Consider the following 17,082-nt stretch of genomic DNA (forward strand, 5'->3'; position numbering starts at 1 on the left):
CGTCTCGACAGCCGGAGGGGGCTTTGCTTAAGTCCATTTCATGAAAGAGGTTTTACGCACCACCGACCCGACTGTCATCGCGCTGGCGAAATCCCTCCTCGATGGGGAGGATATAGACTGGTTCGAAATGGACGTCCATATGAGCGTCCTTGAAGGGTCCATCGGGATTCTGCCCCGCAGGCTGATGGTTCTGGACAGCGATCTCTTCATGGCGCGGGCGGTGCTTCGGGACAACGAATTGCCCGTCACCGAGGATCGCTGAGGTGGACGAGGCGCTGACCTGCGACGCCTATCTCGGCGGTCGGCTCTCCATTTCTCAACCGAAAAAGGGCTATCGGGCCGGGATCGACCCGGTATTGCTGGCCGCTGCCTGCCCGGCAAGGGCGGGCGAGACTGTGCTGGAGCTGGGGTGCGGCGTCGGAACGGCCTCGCTCTGCCTTGCCGTGCGGGTGCCCGGCCTGCAGCTCACCGGCGTCGAGCGGCAGCCGGACATCGCCGAGATCGCCCGCCTGAACGCCCGTGCGGCCTCCGCCTCTCTCGACATCGTGACCGCGGACCTGGCCGACCTGCCAGCCTCGCTACGGCAACGCGGGTTCGACCACGTCATCGCCAACCCGCCTTATTTCCTGCGCAGCGACTCCCATGCTTCGGGCCATGCCGCGCGGGAGGCGGCGATGGGGGAGGAAACCCCGCTGGAGACCTGGCTGGACGTCGCTGCGCGCCGACTGGTGCCGGGCGGATCGCTCACCATGATCCACCGCGCCGAACGCCTGGGCGATCTTCTGTCGGGATTGCGAGGGCTCGGCTCCGTCCAGATCCAGCCGCTTTCACCGAGGCGCGGCCGGGACGCGCGCCTGCTGTTGATGCGCGCGCGGAAGGGCGGGCGGACGCCGCTGAGGCTTCATGCGCCGCTGGTCGTTCACGAAGGGGCCGAGCATCAGCGGGATGGAGAGGATTACACTCCGGCGCTCACCGCAGTTCTGCGTGATGGCGCTGCCCTTCCAGGGTTCGGAGAGACTGCCATATAGGCATTGTCGTCTGATCGTTACAGAGGCGTCTCAAAATATTTTCATTCAGTGCCAGTTCGGCGTGACAACCGAAATGTTTCGTGCTGCACTTGAGTCCTGACCTTAGCTTCAGAGGAGAAATCGACCATGCCCGAATCCGCCCGCGTTGCGGAACTTCGCAAGAAGCACGCCGCACTTTCGGCCAAGGTGGAACAAGTTCAGCAGTCTCCCGGCTCCGACGACCTCGAAATCGTAGAACTGAAGAAGCAGAAACTCCGAATCAAGGAAGAGATCACGCGGCTGAGCGCTGTGTGACGTCCTTATCGGCGCGGCGGCTGGCCATCGCGGCCAGCACCGCGCCCCCTGTGATCAGTGCCGCCGCCACCAGAAGTTTTGGCGTCGGCGCAGCCAGACCGGCAAGCACCAGCGCCAGGGTCGAGAGCAGCGGCGCGGCATAGCTCGCAACTCCCAGAAGCTGGATATCCCCACGCTTCACCCCGATATCCCAGACATAGAACGCCAGACCGACCGGCCCGAGGCCGAGGGCGATGACGCTTGCCCAGGCGAGCGGCGTGGCGGGCAGGACCGTCTCCTCCAGCGCAAGATGCGCCATGCCGGAGAGCAGCGCGGTCGCCAGGCAGAAGACCGCGACCGTCTCGGTTGGCGCGTCTCCGATCCGCCGCGACAAGACCGAGTAGCCGGACCAGAAGAAGGCGCAGAGCAGCGCCATACCATACCCGGGCAAGGCCGTGCCGCTGAGGCCGGCGCCGTCTCCGAGGATGATCAGCGCTGCGCCTGCGAACCCGAGTGCACCGCCGAGGAGATGCCCCGCGCGCAGCCGTTCGCCGGGCAGCAGTCCGGACATCAGCACGATCAGCAAGGGCCAGAGATAGGCGATCAGCCCGGCCTGCGCCGGCGGGGCCAGCCGCAGGGCGGAGAAGTAGAACAGATGATAGCCGAAGAGCCCGGTGGTGCCGAAGGCATAGACCTTCCAGCTTACGCCGCGCAGCCGGTGCAGCCCGCCCGCCGCAAGGGTCCAGACCACGCCGATCGCCCCACCGATGGCAAAGCTCATCGCGGTGAGCTGCAACGGCGGGACCGGCGCGCTGCCCACGGTGAACAATGCGAGGAGCGCCCAGAGCAGGACGGCGACGAAACCGATGGCGGTGGCGTTGGCGCGGGTCATGGCGCCTCCTGCGGGATCGACGCGCATGCGTCAAGCATGGTGATGCCGGAAATGAAAAGCCCTCCGCCGGGCTGGCCGGCGGAGGGCGTTGTTCCCGGGCCTGAACCGATCAGACGAAGAACTGGCCGCCGTTGGCGGACAGGGTCGAGCCGGTGATGAAGCCGGCGTCCTCGGAGGCGAGGAACACCACGGCGCGGGCGATCTCTTCGGGCTCGCCGAGGCGGCCGACGGGGATCTGCGGGATGATCTTCTCGTTCAGGATCTTCTCGTCGATGGCCTTCACCATCTCGGTCGCGATGTAGCCCGGGCAGATCGCGTTGACGGTCACGCCGAAGCGCGCGCCTTCCTGGGCCAGCGCCTTGGTGAAGCCGAGGTCACCGGCCTTGGAGGCGGAGTAGTTGGTCTGCCCGGCCTGGCCCTTCTGGCCGTTGATCGAGGAGATGTTGATGATCCGCCCCCACTTGCGCTCGCGCATGCCGGGATAGACCGGGTGGGTCATGTTGAAGACGCCGTGAAGGTTGGTGTCGATCACGTCGTTCCACTGCTGCACCGTCATCCGGTGGAACATGGCGTCCCGGGTGATGCCGGCGTTGTTGACAAGAATGTCGACCGGGCCGAGATCGGCCTCGACCTGCTTGATGCCGTTCTCGCAGCCCTCGTAGTCTGCGACCGACCACTTGTAGGTCTTGATGCCCGTCTCCTCGGAGAACTTGGCGGCGGCTTCCTCGTTGCCGCCGAAATTCGCGGCGACGAGGTATCCGGCGTCTTTCAGCCCTTTCGAGATCGCGGCTCCAATTCCGCGAGTCCCCCCGGTGACGACTGCAACTCTTGCCATGGTTCCCTCCACTCTGGCGTAAATATCTTGTAACACTGCGAATTGCGCAGGCTCTCCCTGAGCAACAATGTTGCGCACGGTGCCCGCCGCATCAAGGGGTGATCGGCGGGCGTCAGAAGAAAGGGGCGCCACGGCGGCGCCCCTCGACTCTCGTGTTCAGCGGGGCGGAAAGGTCAGGGGCGTTCGACGCAGAGCGCCACGCCCATGCCGCCGCCGATGCAGAGCGTGGCGAGGCCCTTCTTGGCGTCGCGGCGCTTCATCTCGAACAGCAGGGTGTTCAGAACGCGGCAGCCCGATGCGCCGATCGGGTGGCCGATGGCGATGGCGCCGCCGTTCACGTTCACGATCGACGGATCCCAGCCCATGTCCTTGTTCACCGCACAGGCCTGCGCGGCGAAGGCCTCGTTGGCTTCCACGAGATCGAGATCGGAGACCGACCATCCGGCCTTTTCCAGCGCCTTGCGCGAGGCATAGATCGGCCCGACGCCCATGATCGACGGGTCGAGCCCGGCGGTGGCGTAGGAGGCGATGCGGGCGAGCGGCTCGATGCCGCGCTTCTCCGCTTCGTCGGCGGACATGCACAGCACGGCGGCGGCGCCGTCGTTGATGCCCGACGCGTTGGCGGCGGTCACGGTGCCGTCCTTGATGAAGGCGGGACGCAGCTTCTGCATCGCCTCGATCGTGGCGCCCTTGCGGATGTATTCATCACTGTCGACGACGATGTCGCCCTTGCGGGTCTTCACCGTGAAGGGAACGATCTCGTCGGCAAACTTGCCGGCGGCCTGGGCGGCCTCGGCCTTGTTCTGCGAGGCGACGGCGAATTCGTCCTGCATGTCGCGGGAGATCTGCCACTTCTCGGCGACGTTCTCGGCCGTCTGGCCCATGTGGTAGCCGTTGAAGGCATCCCAAAGGCCGTCCTTGATCATGGTGTCGATGTACTTCATGTCGCCCATCTTCTGGCCCTGGCGCAGCGGCGCGGCATGGGGGCTGAGCGACATGCTTTCCTGTCCGCCGGCGGCAACGATCGAGGCATCGCCGAGCATGATGTGCTGGGCGGCGAGCGCCACGGTGCGCAGGCCCGAGCCGCAGACCTGGTTGATGCCCCAGGCGGCCGATTCCTGCGGGAAGCCGGCGTTGATATGGGCCTGGCGGGCCGGGTTCTGACCCTGAGCTGCGGTCAGGACCTGCCCGAGAATGGTCTCGGAGACCTCCGAGGGATCCACCCCGGCGCGCTCGACAACGGCCTTCAGGACAGTGGCTCCGAGGTCATGGGCTGGCGTGTTGGCAAAAGACCCCAGAAAACTTCCGACGGCAGTGCGGCCGGCCGATGCGATAACGACGTTGGTCATGATGGCTCCTCTTAAAGTCATCCTCTCGGGGTCGGACGGCCGTGCTGGCCGTCTCCCTCTCCCCGCTCCAAGAAACCGGTAAGGGGAACCTCTTGCAATAGGCAACGGACAGGGTGTCCCACCCCTGCAGAAACCCGGGCGCGGGGCATGGATCGGCAGTGTGCCGCCGGCCCTTTGAGGTCGGCGGCTGAATTGGAGGAACCTACCCGGCCGAACGCAGGCTCTGCGGGAACTCCGGCCAGCGCGGGCGGGTGGAGGGGACGCCGAAATAGAACCCCTGCAGGCAATCCACCCCGATCTCGGCCAGAAGCCGTGCCTCCGCCGCGCTTTCCACCGCCTCGGCGACGGTCAGCATGTCGAACTGGCGGGCGATGGAGACCAGTGCACTGGTCAGGACCCTGTTGTCGGGATTGTCGTGGATGCCGGTGATGAACTCCCCGGCGATCTTGACGATGTCGAAATCGAGATCCCGGAGGTATCGGAATGCGGTGTAGCCGGCGCCGAAATCGTCCAGCGCGAAGGCTACACCCCTATCCTGTAGCCGCTGCATGAAGACCATGGTGATGTCGGGCATCAGGATCGCCGAGGATTCGGTAATCTCCACGATCATGCGTTCGCCGATATGGGGAGCGGCGGCGAGCCCGCGTTCCAGTGTCTCCATCCAGCGCGGATAGCCGATCGAGCGCGCCGACATGTTGACGGCCAGACGCAGTGACGGGGCGCAGGCAAGCGCGCTCAGCCCGAACTCGAGGGCGAGGCAGTCGATGATGCGGCCGACTTCGTGGGCTTCGCAGGCCTCCATGAAATCCGAGGCCGGGATGATTCGGCCGGTGTCGTCGATCACCCGGATCAGCCCTTCGTAGAAGGCCGTGCGGTCGGGGCGTCGCGCGTCCACCACCGGTTGATAGGCGAGCAGGACATTGCCTCGGTCGAGCGAGCGGCGCACCATCGACAGGATGTCCCTGTCCCTTTGAGCAATGGCAAAGGCGAGCGGATTGGCCTGCCCCTCGATCCCGACACGACCGATCTTTTCCATGTCCTCTTCAGGCAGCATGCGCGACTCCGCTCTTCATTCCGCCCCATTTCAGCGCCGGGGCCTGAACAACTGGTAAAGCTTCGCATTTTGCATCATTTTTCGGGAAACGCTGCGGAGGGCCAGATGGGTGAACGGTGTGGCTGGGTCGGGAGCGAACCGATCTACGTGGACTACCACGACACGGAATGGGGCGTTCCGGAGTACGATTCGCGTGCGCTCTGGGAGAAGCTGATCCTCGACGGGTTCCAGGCTGGCCTGTCCTGGATCACGATCCTGAAAAAGCGGGAGAATTTCCGGGCGGCCTTTGCCGGTTTCGAACCCGGGGTGATTGCCGATTGGGGCGAGGAGGAGGTGGAGCGGCTGCTGGCCGATCCGGGTATCGTGCGCCACAGGGGCAAGATCGAGGCGACGATCGGCAACGCCCGGGCCTACCTGGCGATCGAGGCCCGCGAGGGCTTCTCCGCATTCCTGTGGGATCGCGTCGGCGGCGCGCCGATCCAGAACCGCTTCGCGACCATGGCCGAGGTCCCGGCGCAGACCGCGCTGTCGCAACGCATCTCGCGGGACCTGAAGGCGGAGGGCTTCCGGTTTTGCGGGCCGACCATCGTCTATGCCTTCATGCAGGCCACCGGCATGGTGAACGACCACCTCGTCACCTGTCCGAGCCATGACCGGGTGGCGCAGGCCGCCGGCTGACGCTTTGCGCTTGAACCCGGCGGAGGCAGTACAATATATTCCGCAATCGTTATATGATGGCGGAACACAGATGCTCCTGACACTCCTCAATCCTTTCGGCGCCAAGGCCGAACCGCTCGACGGCGCGGCGGCGGTATCGATGGTGAAGGCCGGAAAGGCCGTGCTGCTCGACGTCCGCGAGCCTTCGGAGCTTGAACAGGGGGGCCGGGCGCGGGGAGCGATCAACGTTCCGATCTCCGCCCTGGAGCGCCGGGCCGATCCAGACAGCCCGCATTGCGAACCGGCCCTGAAGCGCGGCGCGCCCGTCATCCTGTATTGCGCGTCCGGCGCCCGCTCGGGGATGGCCGGAAAGGTGCTGCGCAAGCTTGGGCACCAGACGGTCTATGATCTCGGCCCGATCACGGCCTGGTCTGCCGCCGGTGGCAGGCTCGACCGCTGAGGCCGGCGCGCCGCAAGGCCGGTCAGGCACTGGTGGGGCCGTGGTCCAGCTCCAGCATCTCCGCCATTCCCGGCCGGTCGAGGTCGAGGAATTCCAGCAACTCTTCGACGTCGGAGAAGATCCGCACGTCGAAGGTGGGGCTGCTTTCCAGCAGCGACCGCCACATGTGCGCCATGCCGTAGGACAGGTCCGAGGGGGCCAGGATCGCCCAGCGTATCCGGCCCTCGACGCCGGCGACCCGGGCTTGCAGGCGGTCCAGGAAGGGCATGAAATCGGTAAGGCCGAGGTCCGTTTCGGTCAGTCGCGAACAGTCGGACAGACGCATCAGATCGACCCGGAAGGCTGGCTCGGCGATGATGTTCGTCTCGAGCGCGCGGTGCTCCTCGAGCGTGACGTTTCCCTCGTAGCGCACTCGGAGCAGGTGAAGGTCCTCGTGGATCCTGAAAGGGCAGGGCATGGCGCTAGCGCCGCCCGTGGAGGGTGGCCGGAAAACGGTCACGGCGAATGCGCGGCACGGTGATGACGAGGGGACTGGAGCCGGGGTGGGTTGATGCGCCGGCAATGGGCGTTGGGTGGAACATGGTGTCCTGCCTGGATCGTTGCCACGATTTGAGGCAATCGCCGGGAAACGGCAAACGGGACAACCTTGGATTGCGCGCGAATGTGGCTTTTCTGCCGGTATCTCCTACCGGAGCTTCGGTCGCGGCTTGGCCGGAGGTGAGGGCTCCCGCCCGCCGGCGACGCATCGTGCGATGCTTTGCCGGCGGTTGGGCCGGGCCGCGCGCTTCCGCGCGCGGCAGTCAGGACGGTCAGGAGCCGCTGGACAGCGCCTCGAGAATGGCCACGGCGCTGTCGCTGTCCCAGTCGGCATCGCCGCGCAGGCGGGCGACCTCGCGGCCGTCTGGGTCGATGATCACAGTGATCGGCAAGCCGAGCACGCCCATCTCTCGCGCCAGGGCCTGCTTGGGGTCCCGGTGCTGGGGGAGGTTGTCCACGCCGATCTCCTCGAAGAAGCGGCGGATGCCCTCGGGCGCGTTCCGCCCGGTGGCGATGGTGACGACCTCGACCGGCGCGCCCTCGAAATGCGTCTGCAGATTGGCCAGCGTCGGCATCTCCTTGCGGCAGGGGGCGCACCACGTGGCCCAGAAGTTCACCACCAGCCACTCGCCGCGCATCTCCTCCAGGCTGATCGGCGCCTCGGACACATCGATGAAGGTGGTCGCGGGAACTGGCTGCGGCTCGTCGTGGAACACCAGCTTTTTCATCGTGCCGTCGCGCAGCGCCTCCACGGCGGCCATGTCCGCCAGTCCCGGGTTTGCCAACAGCGCGACGCCCGTATAGACCACTGCGGCCAACAAGTGCTTCATCTCATTCCTCCGAGGTCCGATCCATGACCGATGCTTCCAAACAGGCCGCCAACAAGATGTGGGGCGGGCGCTTCGCCGCCGGGCCCGACGCGATCATGGAGGCGATCAACGCTTCCATCGATTTCGATCGCCGGCTGGCCCGACAGGACATCGAAGGCTCCCGCGCCCATGCCGCGATGCTGGCAGCTCAAGGCATCATTAGCGATAGCGATGCGCAGGCGATCCGGGAAGGGCTGCTCACGGTCTTGTCAGAGATCGAAAGCGGCAGCTTCGAGTTCTCGACGGCGTTGGAGGACATCCACATGAACGTCGAGGCGCGGCTGAAGCAGCTGATCGGCGAGCCCGCGGGCCGCCTGCACACCGCGCGTTCGCGGAACGACCAGGTGGCGACCGATTTCCGCCTCTGGGTGCGGGATCAGTGCGACGCGGCGGTTTCCGGCCTGGAAGAGCTCCAACGCGCATTGCTGGCGCAAGCCGAGGCCGGCGCCGAATGGGTGATGCCCGGATTTACCCATCTGCAGACCGCGCAGCCGGTGACCTGGGGCCATCACATGATGGCCTATGTCGAGATGCTGGGCCGTGATGCCGGACGTTTCCGCGATGCCCGTGCCCGGATGAACGAATGCCCGCTCGGCGCGGCCGCGCTCGCCGGGACCTCGTTCCCGATCGACCGCCACGCGACGGCGGCGGCGCTCGGCTTCGACCGCCCCATGGCCAATTCGCTCGACGCGGTCAGCGACCGTGATTTCGCGCTGGAGTTCCTGGCCGCCGCGAGCCTTTGCGCGATGCACCTAAGCCGGCTGGCCGAAGAGCTGGTGATCTGGTCCTCGGCGCAGTTCCGCTTCGTGATCATGAGCGACCGGTTCTCGACCGGCTCCTCCATCATGCCGCAGAAGAAAAATCCGGACGCCGCCGAGCTGATCCGGGCCAAGATCGGCCGGATCATGGGCGCGAACGTCGGCCTCATGACAGTGATGAAGGGGCTGCCGCTGGCCTATTGCAAGGACACGCAGGAGGACAAGGAGCCGGTGTTCGACGCGGCCGACACGCTGATGCTGTCGCTCGCCGCGATGACCGGCATGGTCTCCGACATGACCGCCAACCGCGAGGCGCTGGCGGCGGCGGCGGGCAGCGGCTTCTCGACCGCGACCGACCTGGCCGACTGGCTGGTGCGCGAACTGGGCCTGCCGTTCCGTGAGGCGCACCACGTGACCGGCGCGCTGGTGGCGCTGGCCGAACAGCGCGGCTGCGACCTGCCCGAGCTGAGCCTGGAGGACATGCAGGCCACCCATGCCGACATTACCGAGGGCGTGTTCGAGGTGCTGGGCGTCGAGAACTCGGTCGCCAGCCGGACGTCTTTCGGCGGCACGGCTCCGGCGCAGGTGCGCGAGCGCATCGCGGAATGGAAGACGCGTCTCTGACGTCTCCACAGTGTATCCGGGCGTTCCTGCAGAGGATCGCCCGGCATGTTCACCGGCACCACGGGGCCGGCTACCCTTCGAGGAGCTGACATGAGCAAGTTCATCAGACTGGCCGGCTGCCTTGCCCTGATCGCGGGACTCGCCGCCTGCGGCGTGGACGGCGCGCCTATACCGCCCTCCGACGAGCCGGAGACGCCGGAGCCGGGCGTGACCCTGTCGGGCAACGTGAACATGGGCGTGTCCGGTGGCAGCGGCAGTTCGTCGATCTCCTCGACGAACTAACAGACCGGGCAGCGGAGGCCGGACCCTAGTTGATCAGGGTCTCGTGGCCCATGCGCTGGTCGGCCTCGAGCGTCAGCGCGTTCAGGTCGTCCTCCAGCCGCTGGCGGAGGGTTTCGCGCATATCGGCGCCGAGCTTCTTCGGGATCTCGGCGTCCCAGCGGCGGTAGAGCATGATCCCTTCGTCGCCCGAGATGGGCAGGGCCATCCTGTCCCAGGCCTTGACGCAGCTGTAGTTCCGGTAGGAGGCGGTGAAGAGCCAGATCTGGGCGCCGGTCAGCCGTGCCCAGTCGATCGGCACCGATTTCGCCTTGCGGGCCGGGCCGAGCGGGCCGTCGGCGGCAAAGCCGATGGAGGTGCCGCCGCGGACCATCCGGGCGATCTGCAGCGAGGTTCCGGTGTTTGCCTTGCGCTCGCGCATCGGGATCGTGTCGTGGCCGAACTGCCCCATCACGCGACCGACCATCCGGCCGGGGATCGCGGCCGAGGTCACGACGCAGAGCTTGCCCCAATCCGTGTCCCAGCCGATGGGGGCAGCCGGCAGGCGGCCGTGCCAGAGCACCATGATGACCCCGTTGCCGGCCTGCACGTGTTCGGCGAGCGCCTCCTTCCCGTCGCTGGTCCAGCGGGTGCCCTCCAGCCGTTTGCGCAGGTGCGAGGTGATCAGCCGGCTGACCGGCCCGGCAACGCTGGGACTGCAGAGTGCTGAGTCGATCTTGCGGCGCGCCTGTTTCATCATCGACGGCATTGCGGCCCTTCCCCTTCTTTGCGGCCCCGTCGTTTGGCGTGCTTCGGTCGCACCGGGTGCCTGTCAAATCGATGTGATACCCCGCCAGGCGCGAGCGTGCGAGTCCCGCAATTGCGGTGGCCTGCCGGTGTGGTATGACCCGTGACCGATCTGCCCACCTTCCGGGGGGCTCCGTCCGGCGCGGCAAGGGCCTGACGACAGCCCGACGACAGCACAAGGACGAGCCCGAATGGACCATTTCCTCTATCGCGACGGCGCGCTGCACGCGGAGGACGTTCCCGTCTCCGAGATCGCGGCCGCGGTGGGCACGCCCTTCTACTGCTATTCCACCGCCACGCTGCAGCGGCACTTCCGGCTGTTCGACGAGGCGCTGGATCCGCTCGACCACCTCGTCTGCTTTGCCATGAAGGCCAATTCGAACCAGGCGATCCTCAGGACGCTGGCGGAACTGGGGGCCGGCATGGACGTGGTCTCGGGCGGCGAATACGCGAGGGCGAAGGCGGCCGGCGTGCCCGGTGAGCGGATCGTCTTTTCCGGTGTCGGCAAGACGGCGGGCGAGATGCGGGCGGCGCTGGAAGGGGGCATCCGCCAGTTCAACGTCGAGAGCGAACCGGAGATGGAGGCGCTGAGCGCCGTCGCCACATCGCTCGGCGTGACCGCGCCGGTGGCGCTCCGGATCAACCCCGATGTCGACGCGCGCACCCACGCCAAGATCGCGACCGGCAAGTCGGAGAACAAGTTCGGCATCCCGATCGCTCGGGCGCGGGAAGTCTATGCAAGGGCGGCGGCACTGCCTGGGCTCGAGGTCGTGGGCGTCGACGTGCACATCGGCTCGCAGCTGACCGAGCTGGAGCCCTTCGAGATGGCCTACCGCAAGCTGGCTGAGCTGACCGAGGCGCTGCGTGCGGATGGTCACGACATCCGGCGGCTGGATCTCGGGGGCGGCCTGGGCATTCCCTACACCCGCAGCAACGAGGCGCCGCCGCTGCCCAGCGACTACGGCGAGATGGTGAAGCGGACAGTCGGGCACCTTGGCTGCGAGGTCGAGATCGAGCCCGGACGGCTGATCGCCGGCAATGCGGGGATCCTGGTCAGCGGCGTGATCTACGTGAAGAACGGCGAGGGCCGCGACTTCCTGATTCTCGACGCCGCGATGAACGACCTGATCCGGCCCTCGATGTACGATGCGCACCACGACATCGTGCCCGTGATCGAGCCCGCACCGGGCGTGGAGCCGTCGGTGTTCGACATCGTCGGCCCGGTCTGCGAGACCGGCGACACCTTCGCGCGCGGTCGTTCCATGCCGCCGCTGGCGCCGGGCGACCTCGTCGCCTTCCGGTCGGCGGGGGCCTACGGTGCGGTAATGGCCTCGGAATACAACACTCGGCCCCTGATTCCGGAGGTTCTTGTGCATGGGGATCAATTCGCTGTCATCCGCGGACGTCCGACCTTTGACGAAATGATCTCGCGGGATAACATTCCCGAGTGGCTGTCCTGAGGCGGCCCGCCCCTCCCGGCCCGATTTGCGGGCCGGTGAAAGGAGAGTCATGGAGCCGGACGCCACCCGCGCACAAGCCCTGAAACGACTTGTCCGCCCGCTGCGCCTGACCCGCGCGGGCATGGTCGCTGAGCGACTCACGCTGTGTTTCTGGCCGGTCTGGACGCTGGTGTTCGCGGTTGCCGCCGCGCTTATGTTCGGCCTGCACGAGACCGCGCCGGTCGAGGCGGTCTGGATCGGCGGGATGGCGTTTCTGGCTGCCCTGCTGTGGTTCCTCTTCAGTGGGCTGCGTCGCTTCCGCTGGCCGAGCCGGGCAGAGGCGTTGGAGCGGCTCGATGCGACGCTGCCGGGCCGGCCGTTGCAGGCGCTCGGCGACGCGCAGGCGATCGGGTCGGGCGATGATGCTTCGGTCGCCGTATGGCAGGCGCACCTCAAACGTATGGCCGAGCGGGCCGCGGCGGCACGCCGGGTGCCGCCGGATCTGCGGCTGGCGCGGCGCGATCCCTATGCCCTGCGCTACGTGGCGCTGGTGGCGCTGGTCGCGGCGCTCCTCTTCGGTTCCGTCTGGCGGGTCGCCAGCGTGGGACAGGCCGTCGTGCCGGGCGGCAACGTGGACCTCGCCGGCGGGCCGGCCTGGGAGGGTTGGGTCGAGCCGCCCGCGCACACCGGCCTTCCGAGCCTCTACCTGAACGATATCGACGGTGCGGTGCTGTCGGTGCCGGTCGGGAGCCGCGTCACCCTGCGGCTCTACGGCGAGATCGGCGCGCTCAGCGTCGACGAGACGGTGTCCGGCCGGGTCGGCGAGGCGGTGGTTCCGGCGACGGAGCCGAGCCAGGACTTCGAGATCACTCGGAACGGCCGGCTGGCGATCCTCGGCCCCGGTGGGCGCGACTGGCAGGTCGAGATCGTGGCCGATGCCGCGCCGACCATCGCGCCCGCGGGCGAACTCGAACGCGAAGCCAGCGGCCGCATGACCCAGCAGTTCCGGGCGCAGGACGACTACGGTGTCGTGGCCGGGCGGGGCGAAATCGCGCTCGACATGGGGCGGCTGGCCCGCCGCCACGGCCTGCAGGCGGAGCCCGACCCGCGCGAGGCGATCACGCTCGACCTGCCGATGACCATCTCCGGCGACCGCCGGGATTTCACCGAAACGATGGTCGAGGATTTCTCCAAGCATCCCTGGGTCGGCCTGCCGGTCACCCTGACGCTGACGGCGGTGGACGCCTCCGGCCAGGAGGGGGTGAGCGAAGGTGTTGAAATCCTTCTGCCCGGCCGCCGCTTCTTCGATCCGCTCGCCGCGGCGCTGATCGAGCAACGCCGGGACCTGCTCTGGGCTCGTGCCAATGGCGGGCGTGTGGCGCAGGTCCTGCGCGCCGTGACCCACCGGCCGGACGAGATCATCCGCGACGGCGGCAGCTACCTGCCGCTCCGGGTGGCGATCCGGCGGCTGGAGGCAGGTGTCGCCGCGCCCGACGGGCTGTCGACCGAGGTGCAGGACGAAGTGGCCGAGGCGCTCTGGACCATCGCGCTGCAGATCGAGGAGGGCGACCTCTCCGACGCCCTGGAACGGCTGCGGCGGGCGCAGGACCGGCTGTCGGAAGCGATCCGCAACGGCGCCTCCGAGGACGAGATCGCCCAGCTCATGGACGAGTTCCGCGAGGCGCTGCAGGAATACATGCGCCAGCTTGCGGAACAATCCGACCCCGATGCGCAGCGCGAGCTCTCGGAAAACACGCAGAACATGAGCGGCGACCAGTTGCAGCAGCTTCTCGACCGTCTCCAGCAGTTGATGGAAGAGGGCCGCACCGAGGAGGCGATGGCGCTGCTGGAGCAGCTGCGCCAGATGATGGAGAACATGCAGGTCACCCAGGGCCAGCAGGGCCAGTCCGGCCAGAGCCCGGGCGACCAGGCGATGCAGGGGCTGGCCGAGACGCTGCGGGATCAGCAGGGACTGTCGGACGATGCGTTCCGGGATCTGCAGGAACAGTTCGGCCCGAATTCCGGCCAGCAGCAGGGCCAGCAGGGTCAGCAGCAGGGTCAACTCGGCCAGCAAGGCCAGCAGCCCGGGCAGCCGGGACAGGGTCAGCAGCCGGGACAGGGCCAGCAGCAGGGGCAGGGCAATGGCGGCCAGCCGAACCAGCCCGGGCAGGGCGGCCAGGGCGGCGAGCAGGGCATGCCCGATGCCGAGACGCTGGCCGAACGGCAGGGCGCGCTGCGGCGGCGGCTCGACGGTCTGCGGGAGAACCTGCCGGGCGCGGGCACCGAGGCCGGGGACGCTGCGCGCGAATCCCTGGGCGAGGCCGGACGGGCGATGGACCGGGCCGAGGACGCGCTGGAGGGCAACAACCTGGCCGAGGCGATCGACGAGCAATCGCGCGCCATGGAGGCGATCCGCGAAGGCATGCGCAACCTCGGTGAGGCGATGGCCCAGCAACAGCCGCAGAACGGTCAGGGCCAGCAGGGCGAGCAGATGGGCAATGCCGACGGCAACCAGCGCCGCGATCCGCTCGGCCGCGAAGCCGGCACCTCTGGCAGCTTCGGCAGCGAGGAGAACCTGCTGCAGGGCGACGATGTATACCGCCGGGCCCGCGACCTGCTGGACGAGATCCGCCGCCGGTCGAGCGACCGCGAACGTCCGGAAATCGAACTCGATTACCTGCGGCGGCTGCTCGACCGTTTCTGACCTGATCGATCGCAACAGGGGAGGTGCCGGCACGGCGGCGCTCCCGCCGCTCGTCGTGGCATCGCAGATGCCCCTCCTCCCGTTGGGCCGGGCGCGCCTTCGGCGCGTGGGCGCGCGGGTTCAGGCTGTGGGCGGGGCGTCGAACGGGTCGTCGGGATAAACGACACCGGCGAGGTAGAGCCCGTGCGGCGGGCAGACCGGCCCACAGGCGGCGCGGTCCCGCGCCTCGAGCGCGTGGCGGACATCCTCGGGCGACCATGACCCGGCGCCGACCCGTTCCAGCGTTCCGACGAAGCTGCGCACCTGGTTGTGCAGGAAGGCGCGCGCCCGCACGTGGAAGTGGAACTCGCGCCCCATCGCGGTATCGACCGTCTCGATGTCGAGCTGGTCGAGCGTGCGGACCGGGCTGTCGGCCTGGCATTCCGAGGCGCGGAAGGTGGTGAAGTCGTGCCGCCCGACGAGGTGCCGCGCCGCCTCCCGCATCGGTTCGGGGTCGAGCCGGTGCGCGACCTGCCAGACCTTGCCGGCCAGCAGGGCGGCAGGCGCGCGGCGGTTCAGCAGCCGGAAGAGGTAGCGCCGTTCGGTGGCGGAGAAGCGCGCGTGCCAGTCCTCCGGCGTCCGGGCAACGGCGACGATCGCGACCGGGTGCGGTTTGAGGTGGTAGTTCAGCGCCTCCGACAGGCGGAACGGTTCCCAGTCTCGCTCCATGTCGGCATGGGCGACCTGCGCCAGTGCGTGGACCCCGGCGTCGGTGCGGCCGGCGGCGGCGATGGTCACGGGTGCCTTCTGCAGGCGGGAGATCGCGGTCTCGACCGCCTGCTGGACGGAGGGGTGCTCCTTCTGGCGCTGCCAGCCGGCGAACGGGGCGCCGTCGTATTCGATCTTGAGGGCATAGCGGGGCATGGCGGGCGCTTAGCCTGTGTCGGGCGGGCTGTCCACGGTTGCGTTGCTGCCGGGGGAGGGCCGCGCCGTGATCCGCCCCCGCCGGCGACGTTCGGCGGCTGGCCCCTTTGCAGGGCGGCCGGGGGGCCATATGTAGGACGGGGCAGTTGAAAGGGATTCAGGTGGTTATCGGTCGGATCGCGGATGGCATCGTGCAGGGCGTCGAGGACACCGGTGCCGCGATTTCCGAGGTGTTCCGCGAGCCGACCATCCGCCTTGGCGTGACGGGGCTCGCCCGGGCCGGCAAGACCGTCTTCATCACTTCGCTGGTGGCCAACCTGATGGACCGCGGGCGGATGCCCGGGCTTCAGGCGGCATCGTCCGGACATATCACCGCCGCCTGGCTGCAACCGCAGCCCGACGACACCGTGCCGCGTTTCGCCTTCGAGGAGCACCTTGCCGCGCTGACCGGGCCGGAGCCGCGCTGGCCCGAGCCGACGAGCGCCGTGTCGGAGCTGCGCCTGTCGCTCAAGGTGCAGCCGCAGGGGATCTGGGGAACCTTCTCCGGGCCGCGCACGGTGCATCTCGACATCATCGACTACCCTGGCGAATGGCTGCTCGACCTGGAACTGCTGGACAAGGATTATGCCGCCTGGTCGGCCGACGTGCTGTCGCTGGCGCGCGGGCGGAGCGAGGCCGAGGGCTTCCTCGCCGATCTCGACGCGGCCGATGGCGATGCCACGCTCGATGAGCCCGTGGCGCAGGGGCTGACCCGCAGCTACATCGGCTACCTCCGCGCCGCGCGCGTCGCGGGCTATTCCGACTGCACGCCGGGGCGGTTCCTGATGCCCGGAGAGATGGAGGGCTCGCCCGCGCTCACCTTTGTGCCAATGCCGGCCGCAGACGGCAGGGCGCCGCGCGGCTCGCTGCGGCGGGAGATGGAGCGGCGCTACGAAGCCTACAAGGCGCGGGTGGTCAAACCCTTCTTCCGGGAGCATTTCGCCCGGATCGACAGGCAGGTGGTTCTGGTCGACCTGCTCGGGGCGATCCACGCCGGGCCGCGGGCGATGGAGGATCTCGGGCGCTCGATGAACAATATCCTCGGCGCCTTTCGTCCCGGTCCGACGGCCTGGTTGACGCGGCTTCTCGGTCAGAAGCGGGTGGACAGGATTCTGTTTGCCGCCACCAAGGCCGATCATATCCACCACAGCCAGCACGGACGGATGACCGCGATCATGGAGGCCCTGCTGCGGCAGGCGCGGGACCGGGCGGATTTCGCCGGCGCGAAGACGCGCGCGATGGCGATCGCGGCGCTGCGGGCCACCGTCGAGGAGACCCGCGAGGTGAACGGAGAGAGCCTCGGCATGGTGCGTGGGCGGCTGCTCGACACCGGCAAGGAGGCGCTGCTCTATCCCGGCACCCTGCCGGAGGAGCCATCGCGCCTGCTGGTGCCGGCGCAGGACGGGGCCGAGCGCTGGCTCGACGGCGATTACTCGGTGATGCATTTCGCTCCGGCGGCGCGGACGCTCAAGCCGGGCGAGGGGCCGCCGCATATCCGGCTGGATCTCGCCGCGGAGTTCCTGATCGGGGACAAGCTGCGATGATCCGACGAGCCGCCCGGACCCGGACAGACCTGGATATGCACGCAAGCCGGTG

The 17,082-nt window shown here is 68.0% G+C and carries 18 protein-coding genes; 10 read left to right on the top strand and 8 right to left on the bottom strand.

The features are described from left to right. Positions 1–40 precede the first annotated feature (40 nt). From CHB86_RS00575 to CHB86_RS00585, 3 genes are all read left to right on the top strand, one after another. On the top strand, positions 41–262 hold the full coding sequence (locus tag CHB86_RS00575) for a putative signal transducing protein (protein WP_089230611.1): 222 nt from the start codon (positions 41–43) through the stop codon (positions 260–262). 1 nt (position 263) lies between these two features. Beyond that, the gene (locus tag CHB86_RS00580; RefSeq protein ID WP_089230612.1) at positions 264–1,028 is read left to right on the top strand and encodes a tRNA1(Val) (adenine(37)-N6)-methyltransferase; all 765 of its coding nucleotides are present in this window, start codon (positions 264–266) and stop codon (positions 1,026–1,028) included. 126 nt (positions 1,029–1,154) lie between these two features. Further along, positions 1,155–1,322, top strand: coding sequence for a YdcH family protein (locus CHB86_RS00585; RefSeq protein ID WP_089230613.1), 168 nt, complete (start codon positions 1,155–1,157; stop codon positions 1,320–1,322). Here the strand turns inward: CHB86_RS00585 and yddG are convergent. The 4 genes from yddG to CHB86_RS00605 all read right to left on the bottom strand — a co-directional run bounded on the left by yddG (position 1,300) and on the right by CHB86_RS00605 (position 5,431). After that, complete coding sequence (gene yddG / locus CHB86_RS00590) at positions 1,300–2,193, bottom strand: aromatic amino acid exporter YddG (protein WP_089230614.1); 894 nt, start codon at positions 2,191–2,193, stop codon at positions 1,300–1,302. The two genes, CHB86_RS00585 and yddG, sit on opposite strands and share 23 nt — an antisense overlap. Before the next feature lie 109 nt (positions 2,194–2,302). Continuing rightward, on the bottom strand, positions 2,303–3,028 hold the full coding sequence (gene phbB / locus CHB86_RS00595) for an acetoacetyl-CoA reductase (protein ID WP_089230615.1): 726 nt from the start codon (positions 3,026–3,028) through the stop codon (positions 2,303–2,305). A 173-nt stretch (positions 3,029–3,201) separates the two neighbouring features. After that, complete coding sequence (locus CHB86_RS00600) at positions 3,202–4,377, bottom strand: acetyl-CoA C-acetyltransferase (protein WP_089230616.1); 1,176 nt, start codon at positions 4,375–4,377, stop codon at positions 3,202–3,204. A gap of 202 nt (positions 4,378–4,579) precedes the next feature. Continuing rightward, positions 4,580–5,431, bottom strand: coding sequence for an EAL domain-containing protein (locus tag CHB86_RS00605; protein WP_245837684.1), 852 nt, complete (start codon positions 5,429–5,431; stop codon positions 4,580–4,582). 105 nt (positions 5,432–5,536) lie between these two features. On the opposite strand from CHB86_RS00605, the gene CHB86_RS00610 reads away from it, so the two are divergent. Next, positions 5,537–6,109 carry a DNA-3-methyladenine glycosylase I gene (locus CHB86_RS00610; protein ID WP_089230617.1) on the top strand — a complete coding sequence of 191 codons (573 nt, stop codon included), beginning with the start codon at positions 5,537–5,539 and terminating at the stop codon, positions 6,107–6,109. 70 nt (positions 6,110–6,179) lie between these two features. After that, positions 6,180–6,548: a rhodanese-like domain-containing protein gene (locus tag CHB86_RS00615; RefSeq protein ID WP_176442724.1), complete on the top strand. Its 369-nt coding sequence runs from the start codon at positions 6,180–6,182 to the stop codon at positions 6,546–6,548. Between the two features lie 22 nt (positions 6,549–6,570). On the opposite strand, the gene CHB86_RS00620 is transcribed toward CHB86_RS00615, so the two are convergent. Both CHB86_RS00620 and CHB86_RS00625 read right to left on the bottom strand, forming a co-directional pair. Then, entirely contained in the window at positions 6,571–7,005 is a 435-nt protein-coding gene (locus CHB86_RS00620) for a hypothetical protein (RefSeq protein WP_141134798.1), read from the bottom strand. Positions 7,006–7,357: 352 nt separating this feature from the next. Continuing rightward, positions 7,358–7,915 (bottom strand): TlpA family protein disulfide reductase, encoded by a 558-nt coding sequence (locus CHB86_RS00625; protein ID WP_089230620.1) that lies wholly within the window; start codon positions 7,913–7,915, stop codon positions 7,358–7,360. 23 nt (positions 7,916–7,938) lie between these two features. Between CHB86_RS00625 and argH the strand changes: the two genes are divergently transcribed. Beyond that, positions 7,939–9,336: an argininosuccinate lyase gene (gene argH, locus CHB86_RS00630; RefSeq protein WP_089230621.1), complete on the top strand. Its 1,398-nt coding sequence runs from the start codon at positions 7,939–7,941 to the stop codon at positions 9,334–9,336. Positions 9,337–9,426: 90 nt separating this feature from the next. Continuing rightward, positions 9,427–9,618: an LptM family lipoprotein gene (locus tag CHB86_RS00635; RefSeq protein ID WP_089230622.1), complete on the top strand. Its 192-nt coding sequence runs from the start codon at positions 9,427–9,429 to the stop codon at positions 9,616–9,618. A 25-nt stretch (positions 9,619–9,643) separates the two neighbouring features. On the opposite strand, the gene CHB86_RS00640 is transcribed toward CHB86_RS00635, so the two are convergent. After that, positions 9,644–10,363, bottom strand: a complete 720-nt coding sequence (locus CHB86_RS00640; RefSeq protein WP_089230623.1) for a lysophospholipid acyltransferase family protein — start codon at positions 10,361–10,363, stop codon at positions 9,644–9,646. A 229-nt stretch (positions 10,364–10,592) separates the two neighbouring features. On the opposite strand from CHB86_RS00640, the gene lysA reads away from it, so the two are divergent. Together lysA and CHB86_RS00650 are read left to right on the top strand one after the other, a co-directional pair. Then, entirely contained in the window at positions 10,593–11,861 is a 1,269-nt protein-coding gene (lysA, locus tag CHB86_RS00645) for a diaminopimelate decarboxylase (RefSeq protein ID WP_089230624.1), read from the top strand. A gap of 49 nt (positions 11,862–11,910) precedes the next feature. After that, entirely contained in the window at positions 11,911–14,544 is a 2,634-nt protein-coding gene (locus tag CHB86_RS00650) for a TIGR02302 family protein (RefSeq protein WP_089230625.1), read from the top strand. A 120-nt stretch (positions 14,545–14,664) separates the two neighbouring features. Here the strand turns inward: CHB86_RS00650 and truA are convergent, their stop codons facing one another. Beyond that, positions 14,665–15,447: a tRNA pseudouridine(38-40) synthase TruA gene (gene truA, locus CHB86_RS00655; RefSeq protein WP_089230626.1), complete on the bottom strand. Its 783-nt coding sequence runs from the start codon at positions 15,445–15,447 to the stop codon at positions 14,665–14,667. 161 nt (positions 15,448–15,608) lie between these two features. On the opposite strand from truA, the gene CHB86_RS00660 reads away from it, so the two are divergent. Beyond that, the gene (locus CHB86_RS00660; RefSeq protein ID WP_089231548.1) at positions 15,609–17,030 is read left to right on the top strand and encodes a YcjX family GTP-binding protein; all 1,422 of its coding nucleotides are present in this window, start codon (positions 15,609–15,611) and stop codon (positions 17,028–17,030) included. Positions 17,031–17,082 lie beyond the last annotated feature (52 nt).

This window comes from Tropicimonas sediminicola (assembly GCF_900188335.1).
Lineage (GTDB): Bacteria > Pseudomonadota > Alphaproteobacteria > Rhodobacterales > Rhodobacteraceae > Tropicimonas > Tropicimonas sediminicola.